Raw genomic sequence first — 26,993 nt, 5'->3', positions numbered from 1 at the left:
CCGGTTCCGTTTGGAGCATGACTCAATATGTCCGATCTACTCCCACAACTCACCCAGCAGTTCTTCAACGGACTGTCCCTGGGTGCCATTTATGCGTTGATCGCCATTGGCTACACAATGGTCTACGGCATCATCGGCATGATCAATTTCGCGCACGGCGAGATTTATATGATCGGGGCCTACGTGGGCCTGGTCACTTTGACGGCGATCGGCACCAACAGCGGCCTGCCGCTGCCCTTCGTGATTGCCGCGATGCTGGTCGTCGCGATCGTGGTCACGAGCATCTACGGTTTCTCGATCGAGCGGGTGGCGTACCGGCCGGTGCGCACCAGCCCGCGCCTGGTGGCGCTGATCTCGGCCATCGGGATGTCGATCTTCCTGCAGAACTGGGTGGCCCTGGGTCAGGGCGCCCGTGACATGGCCGTGCCGTCGCTCGTCTCCGGCGCCATGCAGTTTCACATGGGCACCGACTTCGACGTCACCATCCCGTACTCGCGCGTGATGATCATCGTGGTCACCGTGCTGCTGATGATCGCGCTCACGCTCTTCATCAAGTATTCGCGCATGGGCCGTGCGTCGCGCGCCTGCTCGCAGGACATGCACATGGCCAACCTGCTGGGCATCGACACCAACAAGGTGATCTCGTTCACCTTCATCCTCGGTGCGGCTCTCGCGGCCGTGGGCGGGGTCCTGATCGCCATCACGGTGGGCAAGCTCAATCCGTTCATCGGGTTCATCGCCGGCATCAAGGCGTTCACCGCGGCGGTGCTGGGCGGCATCGGCAGCATCCCCGGCGCGATGCTGGGCGGCGTGCTGCTGGGCCTGGCCGAGACCTTCGCGGCGGCCTATATCTCGTCGCAGTACAAGGACATCGTGGCGTTCGGCCTGCTGGTGCTGATCCTGCTGTTCCGTCCCACCGGGCTGCTCGGTAAACCTGAGGTAGAGAAAGTCTGATGGCCAACAACGCTCTCAAGAATGCGACGATCGCGGCCGTCCTGACCGCCTTCATCGTCACGCCCATCTTCGGGCTGCAGCTGGTCCGGCAGGGCGCGCGCACCCTGATGGAGCCGCGCTGGGATCTGGTCGCGATCGCCGTGATCGGTGTGTTCGTGTTCCAGCTGCTGCGTCCGTGGCTGGCCAAGCCGTTCCGCGCGCTCAAGACCAGCCTGCCGGTCCTGCCGGCCGCGCCCACCAAGGGGCGCAAGTGGTTCTTCCTGCTGATCGTGGCCGCGGCCATGATCTGGCCGTTCTTCGCGGGCCGCAGCAACGTCGACATCGCCACGCTCGTGCTGATCTACGTCATGCTGGGCCTGGGCCTGAACATCGTGGTCGGTTTCGCGGGCCTGCTCGACCTGGGCTTCGTGGGCTTCTACGCGGTGGGCGCCTATACCTACGCGCTGCTGTATCACTGGGGCGGCTGGAGCTTCTGGGAAGCGCTGCCGTTCGCCGGCGCGATGGCCGCGCTGTTCGGCTTCCTGCTGGGCTTTCCGGTGCTGCGCCTGCGCGGCGACTACCTCGCCATCGTGACGCTGGGCTTCGGTGAAATCATCCGCCTGCTGCTCATCAACCTGAACACGGTCACGGGCGGTCCCGACGGCATCTCCGGCATTCCGAAGCCCACCATCTTCGGTCTGGAGCTCACGCGGCGCGCGAGCACCGAAGGGGCGGAGACCTTCCATCAGTTCTTCGGCCTGACCTTCCAGAACAACCACATGGTGATCTACCTGTACCTGATGGCGCTGTTGCTCGCGCTCATCACGTTGTTCGTGTCGACCCGCCTGATACGCATGCCGGTAGGACGCGCCTGGGAGGCGCTGCGCGAAGACGAGATCGCCTGCCGTTCGCTGGGCCTCAATCCCACCCGGATCAAGCTCTCGGCGTTCACGCTGGGCGCGATGTTCGCCGGCTTCGGCGGCGCGTTCTTCGCGGCGCGTCAGGGCATGGTCAATCCCGAATCCTTCGGCTTCATCGAGTCGGCGCTGATCCTCGCGATCGTGGTGCTGGGCGGGATGGGCTCTCAGGTCGGCGTGATCCTCGCCGCGATCCTGCTCACCGTGCTGCCCGAGCTGGCGCGCGAGTTCGCCGAGTACCGCATGTTGATGTTCGGTCTGTTGATGGTGTTGATGATGATGTGGCGTCCGCAAGGCCTGCTCCCCATGAAGCGTCCGCACGTGGAGCTGCGCAAATGAGCCAAGCCTTGTTGAAAGTATCCGGCCTGACCATGCGGTTCGGCGGCCTGCTGGCCGTCGACAGCGTGGCCTTCGAGGTCCAGCGCGACGAGGTCTTCGCCATCATCGGCCCCAACGGCGCCGGCAAGACCACCGTGTTCAACTGCGTGGGCGGTTTCTACAAGCCGACGGCGGGCGAGATCACGATGGACGGCAAGTCCATCGTCGGTCTGCCCAGCCACAAGGTGGCGCGCCACGGCCTGGTGCGCACGTTCCAGAACGTGCGTCTGTTCAAGCAGCTCACGGTGCTCGAGAACCTGCTCGTGGCCCAGCATACGCAGGTGGAATCGCGCCTGCTGCCGGGGCTGCTCAAGCTGCGCGGCTACCGCCAGGCGGAGGCCGACGCGCTCGACCGCGCGGCCGAATGGCTGGATTTCATGGGGCTGCGCGAGTTCGCCAACCGCGAGGCGGGCAACCTGGCCTACGGCCATCAGCGCCGCCTCGAAATCGCGCGCTGCATGATCACCAAGCCGCGCCTGCTCATGCTCGACGAGCCGGCGGCCGGCCTGAATCCCCAGGAAAAGCGCGATCTGCAGGCGCTGATCGACCAGCTGCGCCGCGAGTTCGGCGTGGCGGTGCTGCTCATCGAACACGATATGAGCCTCATCATGGGCATTTCCGACCGCATCCTGGTCATGGAGCACGGCAAGCCCATCACCACCGGCACCCCCGATGCCGTGCGCAACGACCCGCGCGTCATCAAGGCGTACCTGGGGGAAGAATAAATGCTGAAGCTCGAAAACATTCACACCTACTACGGCGCCATCCAGGCTCTCGACGGCGTGTCCGTCGAGGTCAATCAGGGCGAGATCGTCACGCTGATCGGCGCCAACGGCGCCGGCAAGACCACCTTGCTCATGACGGTTTGCGGCAACCCGCGCGCCCGCTCGGGCAAGATCTCGTTCGAAGGCCGCGACATCACCCAGGCCGACACGCACGAGATCATGCGCGCCGGCATCGCGATCTCGCCGGAAGGGCGGCGCGTGTTCAAGGACCTCACCGTCGCCGAAAACCTGATGATGGGCGGGTTCTTCTCGACCCGCGATCAGATTCAGGACGGCATCGAGCACGTGTACAAGCTGTTTCCGCGTCTCAAAGAACGCGCGTCGCAGCGCGCCGGCACGATGTCCGGCGGCGAGCAGCAGATGCTGGCCATCGGCCGCGCGCTGATGTCGCGGCCGCGGCTGCTGCTGCTCGATGAGCCCACGCTGGGCCTGGCGCCGCTCATCATCGCGCAGATCTTCGACATCATCCGCACGATCCGGGAAGAGGGCGTCACGGTCTTCCTGGTCGAGCAGAATGCGAACAAGGCGCTGCAGGTGGCCGATCGCGGCTACGTGCTCGAAAACGGCCGTGTCGTGCTCGAGGACACGGGCGCCAATCTGCTGGTCAACGACCAGGTGCGCAAGGCGTATCTGGGCGGCTGACGCGATCGCGGTCTGCCTGGCATGAATCGGCCCCGGAGGAGACTCCGGGGCCGATTTTCTTTGGGCGGCCGGCGCCACGGCGTCGCGCCCGGCCGGTCACCGCCGTGTAGACAGCGCTGTCATGTGTGCAACCGTCACGGGCAGGCGCGGCCTGCGCGGATCCGGGCCGATTCGCGCCGCCCGGCCGGTTTTGAGACACGTATCTCACCGATTCTGCAGCCAAGTGCATGCAATTTCATGTATCTAAACGTACCTTCGGCGAAATATTTAAGTTTTCTTAGTAGACGTCGTAGTCGTTAAGTGCGCCGCAGCATGAATGTCTCGGGCTGCCCCGCACTTTTGCAAGAGGACTGCATGACCGTTGCATCGACTGGCCGCGCCTGGAGCGTGGCGACCCGTCTTTCCCTGATGGTGCTCTGCCTGGTGACCATCGTTTTTGTGGGCTTTACCTGGGCGCTCTACCGCGGCATGGTGGCCAGCGTGGAGCGCGAGGCGACCGAACGCATGCGCGTGGAAGCCCAGGGCATCGCCGCCATGGTGCGCATGTACAGCGCCACCGTGCAGGCCGAAGCCGATCGATTCACGAACGTGTTCGAGGCCGACCTGGCGCAACCCTACACGCTGTCGCCCGCCGAGCGCGTGGCGGTCGGCGAGCGCCAGACCCCGACGCTGCGCGCGGGGGAGGTGGTGCTGAACCAGAACATCGCGCTGCCCGATCGCTTTACCGAACGCACCCAGGGCGTGGCCACGATCTTCGCCAAGGACGGCGACAATTTCGTGCGCATCACGACCTCGGTGAAGGACGCCGCGGGCAATCGCGCCATGGGCACGCTGCTCGCCCGTGACAGCGCTGCCTATGCCAAGGTGAGCAAGGGCGAGACCTACTCGGGTCCGGCCACGCTGTTCGGCACTTTCTACATGACCACGTACCGGCCGATGAAGGATGCCTCGGGCGCCGTGATCGGCGTGCTGTTCGTGGGCGTGGACATCGGCGCCACCACGACCGCGCTCAAGCAGGACGTGGCCCGGCGCAAGGTCGCGCAAACGGGCGACTACCGCGTGGTGTCGGGCGCGGCCGGTCCGGCGCACGGCCAGTATCTGGTCCCCGAGAACTTGCTGCAGAAGAGCGCGCTGACGGGCCCCGATGCGCTGGTGGACGACGCGGGCACGGCGCTGGTGCCGGGCATGCTGAGCGCGCGCGATGGCACGTTCACGACCGGCCTGCGGGGCGAGCCGCACATCGTCGCGCACGCCTACATGCCCGAGTGGCAGTGGCTGGTGGTGGGACAGGCGAGCGTGGCCGAGCTGACGGCCGACGTGCGGCGCGCCCGGCTGCTGTATGTGGGGGCGGCGCTGGTGGCGATCGCCGGCCTGACGCTGCTGCTGTTCTTCATGATCCGGCGCACGGTGGGCCGGCGCCTGAACGCCGCGATGGCCGTGGCCGAAAAGCTGGCGCAGGGCGACCTGCGCGCCCGCGCCGACATCGGCCGGCCCGACGAGATCGGCCGGCTCACGGCGGCGGTCAACGGGATCGGCGACGGTCTGATCGCCATCGTGCAGCGCGTCCGCGCGGCGAGCACCACGATGGGCGTGCAGACGCAGGAGATCGCCAACGCCAGCGCCGACATGTCGAGCCAGAGCGAGAGCCAGGCCGCCAACGTCGAGGAGACGGTGGCCAGCCTCGAGCAACTGACGGCGACGGTGGCGCAGAACGCCAGCAACTCTGACCAGGTGGACGAGCAGGTGCGGCATGCCGCGCGCGCGGCCGACGAGGGCGCCGTGGTGGTCGACACGCTGGTCGAGGCGATGGACGGTGTGCGCATCGCGGCCGACAAGATGTCGGAGATCATCGCGGTGATCCACAGCATCGCATTCCAGACCAACATTCTGGCGCTCAACGCCGCGGTCGAGGCCGCCCGCGCGGGCGAGGAGGGGCGCGGCTTCGCGGTGGTGGCCTCGGAAGTGCGCCAGCTCGCGCAGCGCAGCGGCGACGCGGCCAAGGTGATCGAAGGCCTCATCCACACGGCGCTCGAGCAGGTGGGCGCCGGTCATCGGCACGCGGGCGAGACGCGTCTGGCGATCGCCGGCATCGCGGGCCAGGTGCGCGAGGTCGCGGTGCTGGTCAACGACATCTCCACCGCCGGCCGCGAGCAATCGGCGGGTATCGCGCAGATCAACTCGGCGGTGGCGCACATCGGCGACATGACCCAGCGCAACGCGGCGCTCGCGGACGAGGCGGCGCGCATCGCCAGCAGCCTGGCGGATCTGGCCGGTCAGCTGGATGAGTCGGTGGGCGTGTTCCAGACCTGAGACGCGCTGCAACGACGGGCGCGCCCGCGCGCCGGTCGCCGAAAGCAAACGGGGCGATGATCGCGTGTTGCGATCATCGCCCCGTTTTCATGCATGCCGGGATCAGGCGGCCTGGCGCTGCGCCGAGCGCACGCGCTCGTAGTAGGCGATGGCGGCCAGCGCCAGCGCGTCGATCGAGTCGGTGAGCGGCACGCCGAGACTCGGGCGCAGGGCATGCGGCACGGCCAGCGGCAGTTCGGTACATCCGAGCACGACCGCGTCGGCCCCGCGCGCCTTCAGGCGCGTGATGCATTCGGCGGCGGGCGCGTAGGCGTTCTCGAGCCGGTTGCCCTTGACCGCGGCGATCGAGGGGGCGCACAGCGACTGCACTTCGTCGTCGGTCGGCACGATGCATTCGTAGCCGTGGCGCTCCAGCGTTTGCTGGTACAGGCCCAGCGCCAGCGTCGCGGGCGTGCCCATCAGGCCGATGCGACCCTTGGGAATGCCCTGACGGCGCAGGTCTTCGGCCACGGCCTCGATGATGTGCAGCACCGGGCACTGCGCGGCTTCGGCGATCTGCTCGTACCAGAGGTGGGCCGTGTTGCAGGGGATCGCGATGAGCTGCGAGCCCGCATCGTTCAGAAAGCGCACGCGCTCCAGCATGTGCGGCAACGGATCCTCGCCGCCTGCGAGCCGCGCGGTGCTGCGGTCGGGAATGCGGGGATCGTTCAGGAGCAGGGTGGGGATGTGCTGCTGGTCGACGCTGGCGGGCGTGAGGGCGGCCAGCCTGAGGGCGAAGGCGGCGCCGGCCATGGGGCCCATGCCACCGAGCACGCCCAGAAAACAAGATTGCTTCGGGTGATTCATCCTACGACTTCCGTACCGGCGCCGCGGGCAGGCTTGAGTACCTGGCCCGGCAGTGCGCCACTGGGCTGCTGGCCGTTCCAGACCAGTTCGCCATTGACCCAGACCGCGTCGATGCCCTGGCTCTGCTGCACGGGGGCGGCAAAGGTGGCCAGGTCGGTGACGGTCTCGGGATCGAGCAAAACGACGTCGGCATGATACTCCTTTCGCAGGAGCCCCCGTTTTTCGAGCCCGTACTGCTCGGCGGCCAGGCCGGTCATGCGGTGGATGGCGGCCGGCAGGCTCAGCACCCGTTCTTCGCGCACCAGGCGGCGCAGCACGTGCGTGAACGTGCCCCACTGGCGCGGGTGCGGATGCGGATCGAAGGGCAGGCCGTCGGAGCCGACCATCGTGAGCGGGTGCTCGAAGATCCGCGTGACGTCCTGCGGATCCATCAAAAAGTAAATGGCGCCGGCGGGCGCGAGGCGCGCCAGCATGGCGTCGTCGTCCAGACCGAGTTCGGCCTGCACATCGCTGTAATCGCGCCCGGTGGCCTCGGGGTAGCCCTGCGACCAGGTGATCATCGTGCGGCTGGCCAGGCGCACGCGATCGAGCCGCAGCATGGTCGAGGTGGCGGGGTAGGGATGGCAATCCAGGCAGACCGGCTGCGATTCGGCGGCGCGCGAGATCAGGTCCAGCGTTTCGCGGCTGCGGCCGTGGTTGCGCTCGCCCGCCAGCTTGTGGTGCGAGAACACCACGCGGGCGCCGGTGGCGCGGCCGATCAGCAAGGCTTCTTCCATGGCGGGCACGATGGCGTCGGCCTCGTCGCGCAGGTGGGTGGCGTAGATGGCGGCACGGCCGGCGAGCGGGGCGCACACATCGAGCAGCTCGTCGGTCGGGGCTGCGCTGGCCGGCGGATAGAACGTGCCCGTGGAAATGCCGAACGCGCCCGCGTCCATGGCCTCGTCGAGCAGGGCGGCCATGGCGCTGCGTTCGGCGGGCGTGGCGGCGCGGCTCGTATCGTCCATCACCGCGACGCGCAGGGTGGTGTGGCCGACCAGCGGGATCACGTTGGTCGCGGCCGGTTGCCGGGCCAGGCGCGCGAGCCAGTCGGCGAAGGTGTCGAAGCCGAACAGCGCCGGCGGGCCCAGCAGGTCGAGCGGCTGCGGCAGCGCATCGCGCGCCGACAGCGGCGCGAGGCTGATGCCGCAGTTGCCGGTGACCACCGTGGTGATGCCTTGCGATACCTTCGGCCGCATGTCGGGATGGGCGAGCAGATAGCCGTCGTCGTGCGTGTGCGAATCGATGAAACCCGGCGCCAGCACCTTGCCGCGCGCGTCGATGCAGGGCACGCCGTCGGGCAGCGCGAACTGGCCGACCGCGGCGATGGTCTGGCCTCGGATCGCGAGATGACCCGGCACGGCGGGGGCGCCGGTGCCGTCGACGATGAGCGCATTGGTAATGATGAAATCGGCTTGCATGGGCAGGGTGCGGCGAAAGCGTGGAGAAGGGAGGCGCGGGTCGGGCGGCGCGCCAAGTGCGGCGCGCGGCCGGGGCCGCGCGCGGGGTCGGGCTCAGTCGAGCTTTTCGATGCCGGCCGTGTCGATGATCTTCTTCCACTTGGCCGTTTCGGCGTCGATCAGCTTCTGGAAGTCGGCGGGCGAGCCGCCGGCGGGCTCGGCGCCCAGCCCGGCCAGCCCGGTCTTGACCTCGGGGGCGGCCAGCGCCTTGACCAGCGCCGCGTTCAGCTGCTCAACCACCGCGGGCGGGGTGCCCTTGGGCGCGACCACGCCGCCCCAGGCGATGGTTTCGTAGCCCTTCAGGCCGCTCTCGTCGAGCGTGGGCACCTCGGGCAGCAGCGTCAGGCGCTTGAGGCTGCTCACGCCCAGCGCGCGCACCTTGTTGCTCTTGATGAGCGGCACGGCTTCCGAGGTGTTCACGAAGATGAAGTCCAGACGGCCACCCAGCAGATCCTGCAGCGCGGCCGGGCCGCCGTTGTAGGGGATGAACATGACATCGACCTTGGCCATGCTCTTGAAGAGTTCGCCGCCCATGTGGCCGGTGGTGCCCACGCCGGACGCGCCGTACGAGAGCTTGCCCGGCGCGGCCTTGGCGCGCTCGATCAGGTCCTGCACCGACTTCACGGGCGACTCGGCCGGCACGATCAGCACGTTGTAGAGGTCGAACAGGTGCGCCACCGGCGTCAGGTCCGCGTCGACGTCGTAGGGCAGCTTCTTGAAGAGCGAGCGGTTCACGGCCAGGGTGTTGATGTTGCCGTAGCCGATGGTGTAGCCGTCGGCCGCCGCGCGCTTGATGAGCGAGATGCCGATGTTGCCGGCCGCGCCCGGGCGGTTCTCGACCACGACGGTCGCGCCGGTGTCCTTGGACATCTGCGTGGTGAAGAGGCGCGACAGCACGTCGGGCGAGCCGCCGGCGGCCGAGGGCACGACGAAGGTGATGGGCTTTTCCGGGAAGGCGGCCGTGGCGCTGCCCGCGAAGAGGGAGGCGGCGAGGGCGGCAATGCCCAGGCCGCGGTTGACGATGCGATTCATGGTGATTTCCCCTGTTGTGATGTGATACTGCGTCGGGCAGGTTATCACCGGGGTCACGCCGGTCCCTCATCGAAAAATGTCCCAAACCTATAATTCGCCGTTATTGCCCGAGACCGACTTTTTGGGCTTCGCCACCGCCATTCGAAGGTGCGGCGAGGCTCTTCGAACACAGGATGCGCCGCCATGCCCGATGACGAATTTGCCGACGACGCCAGCCCCGGCCCCGCGGGGAGCCGGCCGCTGAACCTGCGGCAGATCGAGGTGTTTCGCGCCATCATGATGGCAGGCTCCATCAGCGGCGCCGGCCGCATGCTGCACGTCTCGCAGCCGGCGGTGAGCCGCGTGCTGGCGCTGACCGAGTCGCGCCTGGGCTACGCGCTGTTCGAGCGCGGCCGCAGCCGTCTGGTGCCCACGCCGGAGGCGCGGCGGCTGTATGGCGAAGTGGAGCAGGTCTACGGCGGGATCCAGCGTGTGAACGATCTCGCCGCGGCGCTCGGGCAGGACGGCGCCGGCATGCTGCGCGTGGTGTCGAGCGCGAGCTTCGGCCAGCGGCTGGTGCCGCAGGCCTTGCAGCGCATGCGCCAGCGCAACGAACGCAGCCGGGTCGATTACCGCAGCGTCACGTTCGACGAGCTGGCCGGCTACTTTCTCACCGGGCGGGCCGACGTCGGGCTGTCGATGTCACCGCCCGAGCACCCGAACCTGAGCTCGACGCTGGTGGGCGAGGTGCCGGTCGTGTGCCTCGTGCCGCGTGGCCATGCGCTGGCCGGACACGAGGTGGTGCATGCGGCCGATTTCTCGTCGGCGCAATGGATCGGCTACCCGCCCGACACGCCGCTGGGACGCGCGCTCGCGCCTTTTTTCGGCGGCGCGCCGGCCTGTCCGGCGGCGGTCGAGGTGCATTCGCCCGTGACCGCGTGCGCCTTCGTGCTGCAGGGGCTGGGCCCCGCGCTGGTGGATCGCTGGTGCGTGACGCCGGAGCTGGCCGATCACGTGGAAATCCGGCCCATCGAGCCGCCCGTGCACGCGTCCATCTGGGCCACGCACACCAATCTCGCCCCCTTGCCGCTGCTGGGCCGGCGCTTCCTGGCCGCGGTGGGCCAGGTACTCGAGGGTCAGGACTGAGATCCGCCAAAGGCCGAAGCCGCGCGCACGGCGGCGATGCTTGCGCCGTCGTGCGGGTCACTCGCGCGGGTCGAGCTCTTCGTAATGCCGGAAAATGCCGTCGCCGAAGGGCAGGCGCCGGTCGCTCTTGAAGTAGTCCTGCAGCTCGGGCAGGGTACTGACACGCTGGTGCAGGGCCATGAGGCGCGGATATTTGTGCGCGATGGTCAGCATGCGGCGCGGAAACGCGAAGCGCAGGCCGTCGATCAGGAAGAAGAGCGACAGGTCGGCATAGGTCCAGCGCCCCGCCGTCAGCCAGCCATCGGGCTGGATCAGCTTCTCGAAGTAACCGAGAAATTTAGGCATGCGGTTGGCGCGGAAATCCTCCGCGCGGCGCAGGGCCTCGTCTTTCTGGTCTTCGTAGTACATGCCGGCCGCGATCGGGTGATGCACGTCGTGCACCTCGGCCACCATGTCGGCGATGGTGAGCTGAATCTGATTGACCCAGAGCCGGCCCTCCAGGTCTGCGGGGGCCAGGCCGTGCTTCTCGCCCAGATACAGGAGGATGTTGGCCGCCTGACCAATCGTCATGCCATCGGCGACGAGGTAGGGCGGGGCGAACGGCGGGTGGGGCCGGTCGCGCTGCAGGTCCTCGACCAGACTGGCGGAATCGCCGTCATGGTTCTTGCCGTCGTCCTCGCGGGCGCGGTCGCGGTAGGGGATGCCGGCGGCTTCGAGCGCCAGCCGCACGAATTCGCCGCGGCCGGGAATGCCGTCCCAGTACCAAAGGTCGTAGGTCATGGCGGGACTCCTTGAAAGGGGAAGGCCGTCCGGCAGCACGCGGCGTGCCCGGCGCGGCGATAACGGCCGCCGCCCGCCGCCAGGCGTTCTGGTGGCACGCACCGGCGCGCGCAGGGACTCCGGTCATTGAATTTTGTGCCTGCGCCATAACGTGGCGCTATCGCCGCGCCGCGATGCACCGGCCGCAGCGCCAGCATTGGCGCGGGTTCGCGCCTGATCACGGGCACCCGCGCGGCGCCGGGGTCGCCGCTATGCCACGGGCCCGACTCGCGGCATTCTTACGCCTTTGCGGCGTGCGCGGGGCTGGCGAGGGCGTCGGCCGGGCCGCCGATCGAGGACAAAACATGAGCGAGACGGGGAAGAACAAGCGCAGGATCGGGCTGGCGGTGGCGCAGATGGGGCCGGTGCATCTGGCCGACACGCGCGAGCGCGTGGTGGCCCGGCTGGTCGAGATGCTGCGCGAGGCGCACGGTCGTGGCGCCGAGCTGGTGGTGTTTCCGGAGCTGGCGCTCACCACGTTCTTCCCGCGCTACTGGATGAGCGACGAAGAAGCGCGCCAGCGCTTCTTCGAGACCGCCATGCCCAACCCGCAGGTGCAGCCGCTGTTCGACGCGGCGCGCGAACTGGGCGTCGGCTTCTATCTGGGCTACGCCGAGCTCACGCCGGAGGGCGTGCCGTTCAACACCGCCATCCTGGTCGACAAGGCCGGCACCATCGTGGGCAAGTACCGCAAGATCCACCTGCCGGGGCACGACGATCACAAGCCGGATGCGCCGTTCCAGCATCTGGAAAAGAAGTTCTTCAATGTGGGCGATGAGCCCTTCGGCGTGTGGGACGCGCTCGGCGCGCGCATCGGCATGTGTCTGTGCAACGACCGCCGCTGGCCGGAGACGTGGCGCATGATGTCGCTGCAAAGCGCCGAGCTGGTGGTGCTGGGCTACAACACGCCGTCGCACAACATCCATTGGCCCGAGCCGGTGCATCTGCGGATGCACCACCACCTCATCACCCTGCAGGCCAGTGCCTATCAGAACTGCGTCTGGGCGGCGGCCGCGGCGAAGTGCGGCTCCGAGGACGGCCACCACATGATCGGCGGCTCGGTGATCGTGGCCCCCACGGGCGAGATCGCGGCGCAGACCGTCACGGAAGACGACGAGGTGATCGCCGTGAACGTGGACCTCGATCTGGCCGAAACCTTCCGCCGCAACGTGTTCGACTTCGCGCGGCACCGCCGTCCCGAACACTATTCGCTCATCACCGAACGCGTCGGTCCGGGCGCGCCGCTGCCGCGCAAGCCCGTCTGACGCGGGCTCGCGCGGCGCGGGCCGGCGTTTACTGCAGGTCTTCCGCCTTGAGCGCGGCCTGCACCTTGGCGTCGGCCTGCATGCGTTCGAAGAACGTGGCGAGATGGCGCATGCCGCTCAGGTCGACCTCTTTGGCGTGGGCCCAGCGCAGCACGACGTACAGGTAGGCGTCGGCGATCGTGGGATTGGGGCCGGTCAGGTAAGGACGGCCACCCAGCTGCGTGTCGACGATGCCGAACAGCTTGCGCAGCTGCGTGAGGGCCGAGGCGCGCAGCTCCTGCTGCGCGGCTTCTTCGCTCACGAAGCGCTGCGGGCCGAAGACCAGCGAGAAGGTCTTGTGCACGTCGGAGTTCAGGAAGCCCAGCCAGCGGCGCACGTCGGCGCGGCCGCGCGCGGAGCCATCGCCCAGCAGGTACGGCGCGGCCTGTTCGGCGATGTATTCGAGGATCGCGACGTTCTGCGTGAGCGTGAGATCGCCGTCGGTGAGCGTGGGCACGGCGCCCAGCGGATTGAGCGCGAGATAAGGCGGCTCTTTGAGCTCTTCGCGCGAGACGCGCTGCGTGTCATAGGGCTTGCCGGCCCACTCGAGCACGATGTGACCTGCGAGCGAGCAGGCGCCAGGCATGTAGTACAGTTTCATTGAACGTGGTCTCCAAGAGGCCGGGCGGCCTTGCCGTCCGGGCATCGCGTTATGGTACGCCAATCGGACGGCGGCCTCGTGCCGATCGTGGTCCCGCGATTTTTCGCATCGGCCCGGCCTCTCGCATCGTGTCATCTGCGCATCGCAGCATGCTTCCGCCGGGGCTTTTCTTCCGTACGCCAACCACCTTTCGCGGGGAGGTCTTCAATGACGTTTTACGGTGCGCCTGCCGTCGCTTCTCACACTGCCGCTCGCTCGAGCGCGCGTTCCGCCTTCATCCTGTCCACGGCCACGCGGCCGCGCCTGAAGCTCGCCGCATGGGCGAGCGCGCTGGCCCTGGCCTGCGCGGCCTTCGCGCCAGCCCAGGCCATGGAGAGCCTCGCGCCTCAGAAGGTGCAGGCCCAGGTCAGCGAAATCGCGCGCGGCCTCGAACATCCCTGGGGCCTGGCCTTCCTGCCCGACGGCAGCATGCTGATCACCGAGCGCCCGGGCCGTCTGCGCCTGCTCGACAAGAGCGGCCGGCTGTCGGCGCCGCTGGCGGGCGTGCCCACCGTCGAAGCCGATGGTCAGGGCGGGCTGCTCGACGTGGTGCTCTCGCCGGGCTTCGCGCAGGACCGGCGCGTGTATCTGTCGTTCGCCGAAGCGGGTGGCGGCAAGGCCGGCACGGCGGTCGGCTATGGCCGGCTCGCCACCGACAACCGTTCGCTGACCGACTTCAAGGTGATCTTCCGCCAGGAGCCCAAGCTCTCGACCGGCAACCACTTCGGTTCGCGCATCGTGTTCGACGAGAAGGGCTATCTCTTCGTCACGCTGGGCGAGAACAACCAGCGCCCCACGGCGCAGGATCTCGACAAGCTGCAGGGCAAGGTGGTGCGCCTGACCGCGGAAGGGCGCGTGCCGCAAGACAATCCGTTCGTGGGCCGCGCGGGCGCGCGTCCCGAGATTTGGTCGTACGGTCACCGCAATTCGCAGGGCATGGCGCTCAATCCCTGGACCGGCGTGCTGTGGGAACACGAGCATGGCCCGCGCGGCGGCGACGAGATCAATCTGATCGAGCGAGGCGCCAACTATGGCTGGCCGATCGCCACCCATGGCATCAACTATTCGGGCCTGCGCATTCCCGAAGCCAAGGGTGACTCGATGGAGGGCGCGGTCGATCCCTACTACTGGTGGAAGAAGTCGCCGGGCGTGAGCGGCATGGCGTTCTATACCGACGACCGCTATCCGGCGTGGCAGCGCTCGCTGTTCATCGGCGCGCTGGCCGAAGAAGACCTGATCCGTCTGCAGCTCGACGGCGACAAGATCGTGCGCGAGGAGCGTCTGCTGGGCAAGCACCAGGCCCGCGTGCGCGATGTGCGCCAGGGGCCCGATGGCGCGATCTACGTGCTGACCGATGCGCCCGAAGGCGCCTTGCTGCGCGTGACGCCGGCAAACTGAGGCCGACGCGGCCCCCCGTTTCGGGTGGGCCGCTGCCCGGCTTCCGTCAGGCGGGTGCGCGACCCTCGGCGGCCGCGGCGCCGATATCCCAATACAGTCCGGTCATGCCCAGCAGCGCCTCGCGCAGCAGCTCGGGCGGCAGGTGCTCGTTCGGCGCGTGCTGCGAGCAGCCGGGATACGAGTGGGGCACCCAGACGGTGCGCAGGCCCAGCACCTCGGTGAAGATGTCGTTGGGCAGCGAGCCGCCCAGATTGGGCAGGATCGCCGGTTTCTTGCCGGTGGTGCGGGCCAGCGACTCCACCGTGAAGCGCACCCAGGCGTCGTCGGGATCGATCCGGGTGGCGTTGAACATCGTTTCGCGCGTGGTGCTGATCTGCACCATCGGATAGCCCTGGCGGTCGAGATGGCGGCGCAGCGCCGGCAACAGATCATCGGGATCCACGCCGACCACGAAGCGCAATTGGCAGCGCGCCCATGCGCGCGGCGGAATCGCATTGACGGGCGTCTCGGGATTGCCGGTCTTGTAGGCCAGCACCTCGAACGAGCACCAGCCGAACACGCGTTCCGCGGGCGACAGGCCCGGCTCGCCCCACCACGGCTCGATCTCCGGGCCGTCGCTGCCGCCGTCGACCTCGCAATCCGCCAGCGCGCGCCGCACCGAATCGGGCAGTTCGCGCGGAACCCATTCGGGGATGCGGATCTGGCCGGTGGGCGACACCAGGCTCGCGATGGCGTGCGCCAGCTGAATGCCCGGATTGGAGATCAGGCCGCCCCAGTTGCCCGAGTGATGCCCGCCCGCGCGGGCCTCGATGGTGAGGTCGAAGTTGAGGCTGCCGCGCGCGCCCAGAAACACGGTGGGCCGGGTGGGCGCCAGGCGCGGGCCGTCGGAGGCGATCAGGAGATCCGCCCGCAGCGCCTCGCGTTCGGCCTCGCACAGTTCGCGCAGGCCCGGCGAACCGGTCTCCTCGCCCATCTCGATCAGATACTTGGCGTTGAAGCCCAGCTTGCCGCGGGTCTGCCGCACCAGCCGCATCGCTTCCATATTGATGCTGTGCTGGCCTTTGTTGTCGGCGATGCCCCGGCCATACCAGCGGCCGTCGCGCTCCTGCATCTGCCACGGCGACAGGCCGGCGTGCCACTCGGGTTCGAGGCCGCGGATCACGTCGCCATGGCCATAGCCGAGCACCGTGGGCAGTGCCGGATCCTCGATGCACTCCGCCAGCAGGAAGGGGGCGCGCGCCTTGGGGTGCGTGAGCGTGCGGCAGCGGAAACCCATCTCTTCGAACGCCGGCTTCATCTCTTCGTCGAGGTAGCGCGCCAGATCGGCGCCGCGGTCGGGGTTCTGGCTTTCGGTGGGGATGGCGATGCGGCGCGCCAGCAGGCGGCCGAAGTCGCCCGAGTCGAAGCGGGCGGCGGCATGTTCGAGGGCGAGGTCACGGCTCATGACAGGGAGGCTCCGGATGACGTGGCGGGATGGAGATGGCAGGCAACCTGGACCGCGCCGACCTGCCGCAACGGCGGCCGTTCGCTGCTGCACTGAGGCATCGCGTGCTGGCAGCGCGGGTGGAAGGGGCAGCCCGAGGGCGGATTGACGGGATCGGGAAACGACAGGCCCAGGCCCATGTCGGGGATGCCCAGGCCCGGCTCGGGCGTGAGCACGGAGGCGAGCAGCGCCTGGGTGTAGGGGTGCAGGGGCCGGGCGTAAAGCTCGGTCGTGGGGGCCGACTCGACCACGCGGCCCAGGTACATCACCGCCACATGCGTGGCGATGTGCTCCACCACCGCGAGGTTGTGGCTGATGAACACATAGGTCAGATTGAAGTCGCGCCGCAGCTCCATCAGCAGATTCATGATCTGCGCCTGCACCGAGACGTCGAGCGCGGAGGTGGGCTCGTCGCAGATCACGAGTTCGGGCTTCATGACGAGCGCGCGGGCGATCGCCACGCGCTGGCGCTGGCCGCCCGAGAGCTGATTGGGCGTGTTCTGCGCCAGCCGCGGCGGCAGGCCCACGCGCTCCAGCATCTCGATCGCCTTGGTCTGGCGCGGATTGGCGATGCCGTGCACCTCCAGCGGCAGAGAAACGATAGACGCGATGCTGCGGCGCGGGTTGAGCGAGGAGTAGGGGTCCTGGAAGATCGGCTGCACGCGGCGGGCCATCGCGCGGCGGTCGAGCGCCGTGATGTTCTGGCCGTCCAGCTCGATCTCGCCGGCCGAAGGCGGGGTCAGGCCCAGCAGCAGCCGCGCGAGCGTGGACTTGCCGCAGCCCGACTCGCCGACGATGCCGAGCACCGAGCCGCGCTCGACCTCGAGATCCACGCCGTTGACGGCATGAAGCGTGCGGCGCGGCTTGAACATGCCGCCGCCGATCTGGAAGCTGCGCTGGACCTGGCGGGTGCGCATCAGAGGAGCGTGAACGGTGCTCATGCGACGGCTCCAAGGTCGGTGTGGATGCAGCGCCATTGCTGGCCGCGCTCGTTCGCGTGCACCGGCACGGCGGATCGGCACGCGGCCTCGGCGTAGCGGCAACGATCGGCGAAGGCGCAGCCCGCGATGTCGCCCACCAGCGAGGGCACGACACCCGGAATGGTGCCGAGCTCGCTGCCCGGCGTGTTGCGCCCGGGCACCGGGATACAGTCGAGCAGGCCACGCGTGTACGGGTGGCGCGGCGTGGCGAACAGCTCGCGCACCGGCGCGGCCTCCACGACCTGTCCGGCGTACATCACCGCCACCTGATGCGCGATGCGGGCCACCACGCCGAGGTCGTGGGTGATGAGCACCATGGCGATGCCGAGTTCGGCCTGCAGATCGGCCAGCAGGCGCAGGATCTGCGCCTGGATGGTGACGTCGAGGGCGGTGCTGGGCTCATCGGCGATCAGCACCTCCGGGCCGCACATGAGCGCCATCGCGATCATCACGCGCTGACGCAGCCCGCCCGACAACTGGTGCGGATACTGGCCCAGCCGCTCGCCGGCCGACGCGATGCCGACCTTGTGCAGCAGCTCCGCCGCGCGTTCGCGGGCCTGCGCGCCGCTGGCTTTGCGATGATGAATGTAGTGTTCGGTAAGCTGGGTGCCGATCGTGTAGGCGGGATTGAGCGCCGTCATGGGCTCCTGGAAAATCATCGCCATCTTGTCGCCGCGCAGGGCGTTGGCGCGGCGCCGGCTCGCATGCGCCAGGTCTTCGCCCATGACCGCCAGCCGGCGCGCGCGCCGTTGCGCGGAGCGGGGCAGCAGGCCCATGATGGCCAGCGAGGTCATCGACTTGCCGCAGCCGGATTCGCCCACCAGGCACAGCGTCTCGCCGCGCTTGACCTGGAACGAGACGTCGCGCACCGCGTGCAGCGTGCCGCCCGCGGTGTCGATATCGACCGACAGGCCTTCGATTTCCAATGCGTGTTCGTGTGTCATCTCAGCTCCTTTCCTGCGGCGTCAGCAGTTGATGCAAGCCGTCGCCGGCGAGGTTGATCGCGAAGATGAGCACCGCCAGCGCGGTGCCGGGAATGGCGATGAGCCAGAACGAGAAGAACATGTAGGCCTTGGCCTCGGAGATCATGAGCCCCCATGAGGGGAGCGGCGGCTGCACGCCCAGGCCCAGGAACGACAGCGAGGCCTCGAGCAGGATGGCGCTGGCGGCTTCCAGCGTGGCGATCACGATCAGGTGGGGCACCACATTGGGCAGGACTTCGCCGCGGATGATGCGCCAGGTCGAGGCACCGGCGGCCTGCGCCGCCGCCACGTACTCGAGCGAGCGCACCTGCTGCGTGGCGCTGCGCATCACGACGGCGTAGCGGTCCCACTTGAGCAGGCCCAGCACCAGGATCACGACCCACAGCGAGCCGCCCACCAGCGCGACCGTGGCGAGCGCCACCAGGATGACCGGCAGCGACAGGCGCGTGGTGATCAGGAACGACACGACGAGGTCGACCTTGCCGCCGAAGTAGCCGGCGGCCATGCCCATGGTGGTGCCGATCAGGCCGGACAGCAGCGCGACACTCACGCCGATCAGGAGCGAGATGCGGGCGCCATACATCAGGCGCGACAGGTAGTCGCGGCCGAGCTGGTCGGTGCCCAGCGGATGGAGCCAGGTGCCCTTTTCGTACCAGACCGGCGGGGCGGTGCGGTAGGCCAGATCCTGGAAGTAGGGGTCGTGCGGGGCCAGCCAGGGCGCGAACAGGGCCACGAAGACGATGAGGGCGAGCAGGCCGCCGCCCACCACCAGGGCCATGTTGCGCTTGAGCGCGCCGCGGCGCTTGCGTCGGGGCGGCGCGGCGGCCGGGCTGAGCTGGGGCGCCGCCGGCCCCTGGGTGGGCGGCGCCGAGGCGAGGGTGCGTATATCCATGATGCGTTCCTCAGGCGGCGCGGATGCGCGGGTCGAGCCAGGCATTGGCCACGTCGGCGGCCAGCGTGAGCAGGACATACAGCACCGACAGCAACAACACGATCAGCTGCATCACCGGGAAATCCTTGTAGGTGATGCTCTGGTAGGCGAGGTAGCCCAGGCCATCGAGCGCGAAGATGGTCTCGACCACGACCGACCCGCCCAGCAGATAGCCCAGCTGCACGGCGGCCAGCGCCACCACGGGCACGATGGCGTTGCGCAAGGCATGCTTGAAGATCACGGTGCCGGCCGGCAGGCCCTTGGCGCGCGCGGTGCGGATGTAGTCGGCGCCCAGCACTTCGATCATGCCGGCGCGGATCAGCCGCATGAAGGCCGGCGCGACGTAGTAGCCCAGCGCGATCGAGGGCATGACGAAGTGCTGCCAGGTGCCGCTGCCCGACACCGGCAGCATGCGCAGGGTCAGCGAGAACAGCATGATCAGGATCAGGGCGAAGAAGAAGTTCGGCAGCGCCTGGCCGAGCACCGCGATGGCCAGACAGAGCCGGTCGATGAAGCTGCCCTTGTAGAGCGCCGCCAGCACGCCCAGCGGGATCGAGATCAGCAGGGCCACGGCGAGCGCGCCCATGCCCAGCATCAGCGTGGTCTGGAGCTTGCCCCAGATCAGCGGACCCGCCGGCGTCTTGAAGTACACCGACATGCCGAAGTCGCCCCGCACCACGTGCCAGAGCCAGTCGGCGTACTGCACCGCCAGCGGGCGATCGAGCCCGTAGGCCTTGCGCACCGCATCGATATCGGCCTGCCGCGCGCCTTCACCGGCCAGCGCCAGCGCCGGATCGCCCGACAGATGCAACAGCAGAAACGCCAGCACGGACACCGTCAGTGCGACGAGCACCGCCAGGCCCAGGCGTCTGAGCGTATAACCCAACATAGACATCCACCTCTTGCTTGCATGACCACAGGCCCGGCGCGACAGGCGCCGGGCCGCTCGTGCTTACTTCCAGCTCATGTCCCAGAAGCGGATCAGCTCGTCGGAGTAGGGCTTGATCTGCAGGTCTTTGTTGGCGACGTAATAGGCCGGCAGCGTCCAGAGGGGCACGGCGTAGGCCTTGTCGGCGATGATGCCGAGCGCCTCTTTGTAGGCGGCGGCGCGGGCGCCGGGCTCGATGGTCTGATCGCCCTTGTCGAGCAGCTCCTTGACCTTCGGGTCGCGCGTGATGTCGTCGTTGCCGAAGCCGAAGTACACCGGCGTCGAGGCCGAGACGTCGTTGACGAGGTTCGACGCCCAGGTCTGATGGGTGAGCGATGCCTTGCCGCCACGGATCATGTCGCGCATGGCCGCGTACTGCAGGAAGCTCAGACGCGGGCGGATGCCGACCGCCTGCAGGTAGTTGATGATGGCCTCGGTCTGATTGCGCTCGCGGTAGGCGACGAGGTCGAGGTCGAAGCCGTTCGGGTAGCCCGCCTCGGCGAGCAGCTTCTTGGCGAGCGCGGGATCGTATTTGTAGCTGTGCACGTCCTGCGTGCATGCCACCTGCGACGGCGTGCAGACGGCGTTCAGCAGCGAACCGCCTTCGCCCACGATGTTTTTCAGGATGGCCTGGCGGTCGATCGCGTGGTTGATCGCCTTGCGCACGCGCTCGTCTTTCAGCGGCGCGGCGGGCGTGTTGTCGAGGATGTTCATCTGCATGAACACGATGCGCATGGTCTCGCCGTTGATCACCTGCAGCGAGGGCACGCTCTTGAGTTGCTCGGCCTGATCTTTCGGCACGCTCATGATCAGGTCTTCGCCGCCGGAGATCACTTCGGCCATCTGCGTCTGGCGATCCGGGATGAAGCGGATCACGACCTTGCCGACCTTGGGCTGGGCCTTGGGCGAATCCTTGAAGTAGTCGGCATTGCGCTCGAGCGTGATGGACTTGCCCGGCTGATAGTCCACTACCTTGTACGGGCCGCTGCCCACCGGCTTGGCGTTCATGCCTTGCGGTCCGACCTCCTGGTAGTACTTGGCCGGATGGATCGCCACGGTGGTGGACAGATATTCCTTGGCCGCGGGGAAGGGCTTCTTGGTGGTGAGCCGCACGTGGTATTTGTCGATCTTTTCGACCTTGTCGATCCACGCCACGTTCTGTTGCGTCACGGCCTTGTTCTTCGGATCGGCGACGAAGTTCAGCGTGTACACGACGGAGTCGGCGTCGAACTCTTCGCCGTTGTGGAATTTCACGCCCTGGCGCAGTTCGAACTCGAGCGTCTTGTCGTCGACCTGCTTCCAGCTCTTGGCGAGCTGGCCCTTGTACTCGTTCGTGACGGGGTCACGGTAGAGCAGCGTGTCCCAGACGTTGGCGGCGATGATCACGCCGATACGCACGTTGTTGTAGTACGGGTCGACGCTTTCGGGCGCCTGATCGTAGGCCATGCGGACGGTGTCGTCTTTCTTGGCCGCGTGCGCCGGCAAGGCGAAGGCGAAGCCGAGCGCGAGGGCGCCGGCGGTCAGGCGCAGCCGCTGGAGGCGGCCCGAAAAGCGGTGAGCGGGCGAGAGTGCCATGTCGTGATTCCCCTGTTCCTGCCTCTGTACGAGGCCTGTATGGTTGGACGAGATGCTGCCGGGTGCTGCGTCGAAACTGCACTGCTGATATCTGTCGTCTCCGAGGCCGGCGTGGGCCGCCGATCCGTTGGAATGGGTCTTGCGCCGACGCCGTCTAGCCGCTCTCCGGAGCGGCGACGCCGTGGCTGGCGAGCGCGCGCAGGGCGGCGTCGCATTTGCGTTGGAGATGGCCGCGCAGAATGCCGGCCAGGCGTTCGCCATCGCGGGCGCCCAGGGCATCGGCCATCTCGACGTGCTCGCGCATGGCCTGATCCCACTTGGCGGGGTCTTCGTTGGACGCGAAGCGCAAATGCTGGATGCGGGCGTTCTGCGTGTCGTAGAGCTGATTGAGCAGCGTGTTGTGCGCCGCCTTGCTCAGGCACTCGTGGATGGCGTGATTGAGCCGGTAGTACGTGGGGAGATCACGCCGCGCATGGCTGGCCTGCATCTCGAACGTGAGCGCGCGGATCTCGGCGATCTCGGCGTCGGTGGCGCGCTCGCACGCGAAGCGGCTCGACATGGCCTCGAGCCCGCCGATCACCTCGAACGCTTCGCGGATGCGTGTCTCGGACATGGCGACCACCTGCGCGCCGCGTTTGGGCTCGAGCTCGATCAGCCCTTCGGCGGCGAGCAGCCGGAACGCTTCGCGCAACGGCGTGCGCGACACGCCAAGCAGTTCGCAGAGGTAGCGTTCGTTCAGGCGCGCGCCCGGCGGGAACTGGCCCTGCACGATGCGCTCGCGCAGGCTGACGGCCACGGTGGCGGGCAGCGTGGCCGCGGCGCGGGGCGCCGGACTCGGCGTGCCGCGCGCGGGCGGCGCCCCGGGCTCGCCCGCGTCGTCGGACGGGGCGAAGTGCGGGCGAGGGCCCAGTGCCAGGGTGGAGTCACTGCTCATTGGTATACCAACTCGACCGGTGAATAGCGGCCACTATAGACCCGCTCCGGCGATTTACTGCATGCGTGAATACCCTGCGTTCCAAGCGCGAAAACAATGGGATAGAGTGGCTGCGGGCGAGATATCGGGTTCGCCGGGGTCGGCTCGCGTTCGTGCGCGGGCGGGCCGTTTGCCGCCCACTCCGCTCGTGCCGTGCTTTGGTATACCACCCTGAACATGAGGCCACGCATGCTTGCCCTGAACCGTCATCCCTCCGGTCGACATTTTCTGCAGATTCCCGGCCCGACCAATGTGCCCGATCGCGTGCTGCGCGCGATCGATCAGCCGACCATCGACCATCGCGGACCGGCCTTCGGCGAGCTGGGTCTGGCCGTGCTCTCGGGCATGCAGGCGATTTTTCAGACGAGCGGCCCCGTGATCATCTATCCGGCCAGCGGCACCGGCGCCTGGGAGGCCGCGCTGGTCAACACGCTGTCGCCCGGCGATCACGTGCTGATGGCCGAAACCGGGCACTTCGCGAGTTTGTGGCGCCGGCTGGCCGACCGCCTGGGTCTGCGCGTGACCTTCCTGCCCGGCGACTGGCGCCACGGCGTGGATGCCGGCGCGATCGAGGCGGCGCTGCGCGCCGACGCGGGCCAAGATATCGCCGCCGTCTGCGTGGTGCACAACGAAACCTCCACCGGGGTGGTCAGCGACATTCCGGCCGTGCGGGCCGCGATGGACCGCAGCGGCCACGGCGCGCTGCTTATGGTCGACACGATTTCGTCGTTGGGCTCGATCGACTATCGCCACGAGGAATGGCGTGTGGACGTGAGCGTATCGGGTTCTCAGAAGGGCCTGATGTTGCCCCCCGGTCTGTCGTTCAATGCCGTGAGCGAACGCGCGCTGGCACGCGCCGAGACGGCGAAGCTGCCCCGCGCCTACTGGGACTGGCGCGACATGCTGGGCGTGAACGGCAAGGGCTATTTCCCGTACACGCCGGCCACCAACCTGCTTTACGGCCTGCACGAGGCCATCGAGATGCTGCGCGCGGAAGGCTTGCCCGCCGTGTTCGCACGCCATCGCCGCCACGGCGAAGCCACCCGCGCGGCGGTGCAGGCCTGGGGTCTCGAGATTCTGTGCCAGGAGCCCGACGGTCACAGCCCGGCGCTGACCGCCGTGCTGATGCCCGAGGGGCACAGCGCCGACGCCCTGCGCAAGACCGTGCTCGAGCGCTTCGACATGTCGCTGGGACAGGGCCTGGGCAAGCTCACCGACCGTATTTTCCGCATTGGCCATCTGGGCCATTTCAACGATCTGACACTGTGCGGCACGCTGGCCGGTGTCGAGATGGGCCTGGCGGCCGCCGGCGTGCCGCACCGGGCCGGCGGCGTCGCTGCCGCCATGCGGCGGCTCGCGCAGGCCCCCGCCGTCTGAAGCGCACAACTTACCAAGAGGAAGCGAGATGAACCCATTGATGAAGGACGCGATCCAGTTCGCGACCGAACACGAATCCACCTGGGACCGCAGCGTCAAGGGCAATTGGGGCGTGCACCAGAACGACCCGCCGCCGTACAACCGGCTCTACGGTCCGGTCCACGACCGCGGGCCCAACACCGGTGTGGTGGTGGTCGACGGCAAGACGGTGGCGTCCTGGGGCGAGCCCGAGCGCGCCGACCTGACCTTCAGCGTGGCCAAGATGTATCTGGCCCTGCTGGCCGGCGTGGCGCATGACCGCGGCCTGTTGCCGGACGTGAACGAGCGCGTGGGCGCGCGGGTGCCCGGCATCGGCTTCGACGAGGGCCAGAATGCCGAGATCACCTGGCGCCAGCTGCTGCAGCAGACGAGCGAATGGGAAGGCGAGCGCTTCGGTCTGCCCGATCAGGTCGACCGCTACCGTGCGGTCACCTTCGGCGTGCCGCCCGATGGCAAGAAGGGCGATCCGCGCCCCTTGCAGAAGCCCGGCACGTACTGGGAATACAACGACGTCCGGATCAATCAGCTCTCGTACGCGCTGCTGCATCTGTTCCGCAAGCCGCTGCCGGAGGTGTTCCGCGAGGCCATCACGCGGCCGGTGGGCGCCAGCGAAAACTGGCAATGGGTGGGCTACGACACCGCGTGGGTCGAGATCGACGGCAAGCGCATGCAGTCGGTGCCGGGTGGCACGCACTGGGGCGGCGGCATGTCGATCAGCGCCAAGGATCAGGCGCTGATCGGGCAGATGCTGCTCGACGAGGGGCAGGCCAATGGCAAGCAGGTGCTGTCGCGCGAGTGGCTGCGCGCGATGCGCGAGCCGGTCGATATCGCGCCGTACTACGGCTATCTGATCTGGCTCAATCACGAGCGCAAGATGTTCCCGAGCCTGCCCGCATCGAGCTTCTTCGGCGTGGGCGCTGGCAGTTCGTTCACGTGGGTCGAGCCCGAGCGCCGCATGGTGGCGATCGTGCGCTGGCTCGATTCGGGCCATGCCGACGCGCTGTTCGGCAAGATCCTGGCGGCGGTGGACGCCGAGCAGCAGGGCTGAGCCGAAGACCCGGGCCGGGCGCCCCGCGCCCGCCCTGGCGCGCTATAGTGGTCCGTGTGACATCCCCCCACGATCCGTAGCGCGCGCCGGCAGCTTCGCGGCGTGCAGGGAGCGCATCATGCCAGCCACCCGCGAGACTGCGCCGCAGGGCGCCGCAGGACCCGGTTCGTTCGAGCTCATCGGCTCGCGCGGCTGCGGCTCGGCCATCGTCGAGGCCGCGCTGCGCCTCACCGGCCTGCCGTTTCACCTTACCGATCTGCCTTATCTCAAGCCCGGCCCCGGGCGCGACCGCCTGCTTCGGCTCAATGTGAGCGGGCAGGTGCCCACGCTGGTGCTGCCCGACGGCGGCATCATGACCGAAAGCGCGGCGATGATCCTGCACCTGCACGATCTCGCGCCGCACGCCGGGCTCGTGCCGCCCGCCGGCACGCCGGAGCGCTGGCGCTTCTGGAATCTGCTCGAGCGCCTGATCGGCTCGGTCTATCCCACCTTTACCTACGGCGACGATCCCGCCAAATGGGCGGGCCCCGGCGCGGCCGCCGAGCTCATGCGCGTGAAAGTGCACGACCGCCGCGCCGAGCTCTGGCAGGAGATCGAGCGCGAGATCGGGGCGCCGCATGCGCTGGGCGCGCATTTCTCGGCACTCGATCTGTACGTGGCGGTGATGACGCGCTGGCGCCCCGGGCAGGATTGGTTCCGGCGCAGCTGCCCCAGACTCGCCGCGGTGGCGGAGACGGCCGCGCTCGAGCCGCATCTGGCGGCCGTGCTCGACCGCCACTTCGATCCGCCGCTGGAGTAACGGGCTCTCGCGCAACGCGGCGTCGACGCGCACGCGGGGCAGGTGCGGCGCGCGTCACGTGCGGCCGGGTGTGAGGCCTCCCGCCGTTGCCCGACAGGCACCGTCTCCCGCCGCCGCTCCGGCGCTACGCGCGCTTGCGCCGGCGGCGCTCGCCGCGCGTTTCGCGCAGCGCGATGTACAGGCCGCTGCCGGCGATGAAGGCCGCGCCGACATAGGCCTGCAGGTCGGGCTGCTCGTTCCAGATGATCCAGCCCAGCAGGGTGGCCCAGATCAGGCCCGTGTAGTCGAACGGGGCCACGACCGACGCGGGCCCGATCCGAAAGCCCTGCGTGATGAGCGTGAGGCCCAGCGTGGAAAAGAGCGCCACGCCCGCGAAGTAGGGCAGGTGCTCGGCGGCGGGCGTGTTCCAGAACCACGGCACCGCGACCGCGCTGCACACGAGCTGGCCCGCCACGATGTAGAACATGGTGGTGAGCATGCTCTCGCCGCGGCCGATGGCGCGCGCGGTGATCATCATCACGGCATAGAGCAGCGCCGTGATCAGCGGCCACAGGGCCGCGATCTGGAAGCCGCCCGAGCCCGGGCGCACGATCACGAGCACGCCGGCAAAGCCCGCGCCCACGGCGAGCCAGCGCGCGCCGTCGACCTTTTCCTTCAGCAGCAGCACCGACAGCGCGGTGACGAACAGCGGCGCGGCGAACGCGATCGCCGTGTTTTCGGCGAGCGGCAGATGGGTCAGCCCGATGTAGAAACAGGTCGCCGAGACGATGTTGATCGCGCCGCGCAGGAGATGGATGAGCGGATACTGCGTGCGCAGGCTGCGGCGCCCGCCCAGGGACGCCACGACGGCGAGCACCACGGGCAGCGCGATCAGTGCGCGCATGAACAGAATCTGAATCGGCGAGTAATGATCCCCCAGCCACTTGGCCTGGGCGTCGCTCAGGGTCAGACAGAAAATGCCGCCCATCACGCAGGCGATGCCGGCGAAGGGGGAGGGCGTGCGGACAGCGGAATCCATGATGCGATCCAGACAGATGAAGACGCGCGTCGGGTGACACGACGCGCAGAAAGGGCAGAAATGGCGGGGAGCGATCCCTGCCCGGAACGCGCGGCCGGGTGCCGCGTCAGTGCGTGCGGTTCGGGCCGGGCCGCGTAGGCCGCGCCGCGTAGGCCGGGCCGCGGAGGCCGCGCCGCGTAGGCCGGGCCGCGGAGGCCGCGCCGCGCAGGCCGCGCCGCGCAGGCCGCGCCCCGC

24 protein-coding genes are annotated in these 26,993 nt (G+C 68.4%); 11 read left to right on the top strand and 13 right to left on the bottom strand.

What is annotated here, in order from left to right; genetic code table 11:
* Positions 1-27: 27 nt before the first annotated feature.
* From livH to CEK29_RS14690, 5 genes are all read left to right on the top strand, one after another.
* On the top strand, positions 28-954 hold the full coding sequence (gene livH / locus CEK29_RS14710) for a high-affinity branched-chain amino acid ABC transporter permease LivH (RefSeq protein ID WP_094800163.1): 927 nt from the start codon (positions 28-30) through the stop codon (positions 952-954).
* Positions 954-2,189: a high-affinity branched-chain amino acid ABC transporter permease LivM gene (locus tag CEK29_RS14705; RefSeq protein ID WP_094800162.1), complete on the top strand. Its 1,236-nt coding sequence runs from the start codon at positions 954-956 to the stop codon at positions 2,187-2,189. Before livH ends, CEK29_RS14705 begins: the two co-directional genes overlap by 1 nt.
* Entirely contained in the window at positions 2,186-2,953 is a 768-nt protein-coding gene (gene livG, locus CEK29_RS14700; protein ID WP_094800161.1) for a high-affinity branched-chain amino acid ABC transporter ATP-binding protein LivG, read from the top strand. Before CEK29_RS14705 ends, livG begins: the two co-directional genes overlap by 4 nt.
* Positions 2,954-3,655 carry an ABC transporter ATP-binding protein gene (locus tag CEK29_RS14695; RefSeq protein ID WP_094800160.1) on the top strand — a complete coding sequence of 234 codons (702 nt, stop codon included), beginning with the start codon at positions 2,954-2,956 and terminating at the stop codon, positions 3,653-3,655.
* Between the two features lie 354 nt (positions 3,656-4,009).
* The gene (locus CEK29_RS14690) at positions 4,010-5,965 is read left to right on the top strand and encodes a methyl-accepting chemotaxis protein (protein WP_176456914.1); all 1,956 of its coding nucleotides are present in this window, start codon (positions 4,010-4,012) and stop codon (positions 5,963-5,965) included.
* A gap of 102 nt (positions 5,966-6,067) precedes the next feature.
* Here CEK29_RS14690 and CEK29_RS14685 read toward each other — a convergent pair whose 3' ends face one another.
* The 3 genes from CEK29_RS14685 to CEK29_RS14675 all read right to left on the bottom strand — a co-directional run bounded on the left by CEK29_RS14685 (position 6,068) and on the right by CEK29_RS14675 (position 9,339).
* Positions 6,068-6,811, bottom strand: coding sequence for an aspartate/glutamate racemase family protein (locus CEK29_RS14685; protein WP_094858563.1), 744 nt, complete (start codon positions 6,809-6,811; stop codon positions 6,068-6,070).
* Positions 6,808-8,268 (bottom strand): N-acyl-D-amino-acid deacylase family protein, encoded by a 1,461-nt coding sequence (locus CEK29_RS14680; protein ID WP_094800157.1) that lies wholly within the window; start codon positions 8,266-8,268, stop codon positions 6,808-6,810. Before CEK29_RS14680 ends, CEK29_RS14685 begins: the two co-directional genes overlap by 4 nt.
* Before the next feature lie 93 nt (positions 8,269-8,361).
* Entirely contained in the window at positions 8,362-9,339 is a 978-nt protein-coding gene (locus tag CEK29_RS14675) for a Bug family tripartite tricarboxylate transporter substrate binding protein (RefSeq protein WP_094858562.1), read from the bottom strand.
* A gap of 183 nt (positions 9,340-9,522) precedes the next feature.
* Between CEK29_RS14675 and CEK29_RS14670 the strand changes: the two genes are divergently transcribed.
* Positions 9,523-10,464, top strand: coding sequence for a LysR family transcriptional regulator (locus tag CEK29_RS14670; protein WP_094858561.1), 942 nt, complete (start codon positions 9,523-9,525; stop codon positions 10,462-10,464).
* A 57-nt stretch (positions 10,465-10,521) separates the two neighbouring features.
* Here CEK29_RS14670 and CEK29_RS14665 read toward each other — a convergent pair whose 3' ends face one another.
* Complete coding sequence (locus CEK29_RS14665) at positions 10,522-11,244, bottom strand: glutathione S-transferase (protein WP_094800154.1); 723 nt, start codon at positions 11,242-11,244, stop codon at positions 10,522-10,524.
* 344 nt (positions 11,245-11,588) lie between these two features.
* Between CEK29_RS14665 and CEK29_RS14660 the strand changes: the two genes are divergently transcribed.
* Complete coding sequence (locus CEK29_RS14660) at positions 11,589-12,548, top strand: N-carbamoyl-D-amino-acid hydrolase (protein ID WP_094858560.1); 960 nt, start codon at positions 11,589-11,591, stop codon at positions 12,546-12,548.
* Positions 12,549-12,576: 28 nt separating this feature from the next.
* Here the strand turns inward: CEK29_RS14660 and CEK29_RS14655 are convergent, their stop codons facing one another.
* The gene (locus CEK29_RS14655; protein ID WP_094800152.1) at positions 12,577-13,188 is read right to left on the bottom strand and encodes a glutathione S-transferase family protein; all 612 of its coding nucleotides are present in this window, start codon (positions 13,186-13,188) and stop codon (positions 12,577-12,579) included.
* A 207-nt stretch (positions 13,189-13,395) separates the two neighbouring features.
* Between CEK29_RS14655 and CEK29_RS14650 the strand changes: the two genes are divergently transcribed.
* A complete protein-coding gene (locus tag CEK29_RS14650) occupies positions 13,396-14,625 on the top strand; it encodes a PQQ-dependent sugar dehydrogenase (RefSeq protein ID WP_303396601.1) in 1,230 nt (409 codons plus the stop codon).
* Positions 14,626-14,671: 46 nt separating this feature from the next.
* Here the strand turns inward: CEK29_RS14650 and CEK29_RS14645 are convergent, their stop codons facing one another.
* The 7 genes from CEK29_RS14645 to CEK29_RS14615 form a co-directional block, all read right to left on the bottom strand.
* Complete coding sequence (locus CEK29_RS14645; protein ID WP_094858559.1) at positions 14,672-16,069, bottom strand: M20 family metallopeptidase; 1,398 nt, start codon at positions 16,067-16,069, stop codon at positions 14,672-14,674.
* Positions 16,066-17,049 (bottom strand): ABC transporter ATP-binding protein, encoded by a 984-nt coding sequence (locus CEK29_RS14640; RefSeq protein ID WP_255176167.1) that lies wholly within the window; start codon positions 17,047-17,049, stop codon positions 16,066-16,068. The genes CEK29_RS14645 and CEK29_RS14640 overlap by 4 nt, the downstream gene beginning before the upstream one ends.
* Positions 17,046-18,032, bottom strand: coding sequence for an ABC transporter ATP-binding protein (locus CEK29_RS14635; RefSeq protein ID WP_094858557.1), 987 nt, complete (start codon positions 18,030-18,032; stop codon positions 17,046-17,048). The genes CEK29_RS14640 and CEK29_RS14635 overlap by 4 nt, the downstream gene beginning before the upstream one ends.
* A gap of 1 nt (position 18,033) precedes the next feature.
* Positions 18,034-18,963, bottom strand: a complete 930-nt coding sequence (locus tag CEK29_RS14630; protein ID WP_094858556.1) for an ABC transporter permease — start codon at positions 18,961-18,963, stop codon at positions 18,034-18,036.
* Positions 18,964-18,973: 10 nt separating this feature from the next.
* Positions 18,974-19,891: an ABC transporter permease gene (locus tag CEK29_RS14625; protein ID WP_094858555.1), complete on the bottom strand. Its 918-nt coding sequence runs from the start codon at positions 19,889-19,891 to the stop codon at positions 18,974-18,976.
* A 63-nt stretch (positions 19,892-19,954) separates the two neighbouring features.
* A complete protein-coding gene (locus tag CEK29_RS14620) occupies positions 19,955-21,505 on the bottom strand; it encodes an ABC transporter substrate-binding protein (RefSeq protein ID WP_094858554.1) in 1,551 nt (516 codons plus the stop codon).
* A gap of 154 nt (positions 21,506-21,659) precedes the next feature.
* Positions 21,660-22,439, bottom strand: a complete 780-nt coding sequence (locus CEK29_RS14615; RefSeq protein ID WP_094858553.1) for a GntR family transcriptional regulator — start codon at positions 22,437-22,439, stop codon at positions 21,660-21,662.
* Between the two features lie 228 nt (positions 22,440-22,667).
* Between CEK29_RS14615 and CEK29_RS14610 the strand changes: the two genes are divergently transcribed.
* From CEK29_RS14610 to CEK29_RS14600, 3 genes are all read left to right on the top strand, one after another.
* Complete coding sequence (locus CEK29_RS14610; protein ID WP_094858552.1) at positions 22,668-23,855, top strand: pyridoxal-phosphate-dependent aminotransferase family protein; 1,188 nt, start codon at positions 22,668-22,670, stop codon at positions 23,853-23,855.
* 28 nt (positions 23,856-23,883) lie between these two features.
* Entirely contained in the window at positions 23,884-24,942 is a 1,059-nt protein-coding gene (locus CEK29_RS14605) for a serine hydrolase domain-containing protein (protein ID WP_094858551.1), read from the top strand.
* Positions 24,943-25,060: 118 nt separating this feature from the next.
* Entirely contained in the window at positions 25,061-25,741 is a 681-nt protein-coding gene (locus CEK29_RS14600) for a glutathione S-transferase family protein (RefSeq protein ID WP_094858550.1), read from the top strand.
* Positions 25,742-25,865: 124 nt separating this feature from the next.
* Here CEK29_RS14600 and CEK29_RS14595 read toward each other — a convergent pair whose 3' ends face one another.
* The gene (locus CEK29_RS14595; RefSeq protein WP_094800142.1) at positions 25,866-26,759 is read right to left on the bottom strand and encodes a DMT family transporter; all 894 of its coding nucleotides are present in this window, start codon (positions 26,757-26,759) and stop codon (positions 25,866-25,868) included.
* Between the last annotated feature and the right edge of the window lie 234 nt (positions 26,760-26,993).

The organism is Bordetella genomosp. 5, from assembly GCF_002261475.1.
Classification (GTDB): Bacteria; Pseudomonadota; Gammaproteobacteria; order Burkholderiales; family Burkholderiaceae_B; genus Bordetella.
Note: the sequence above shows the minus strand (reverse complement) of the source record. Positions and strands in the feature narration are given on the sequence as shown.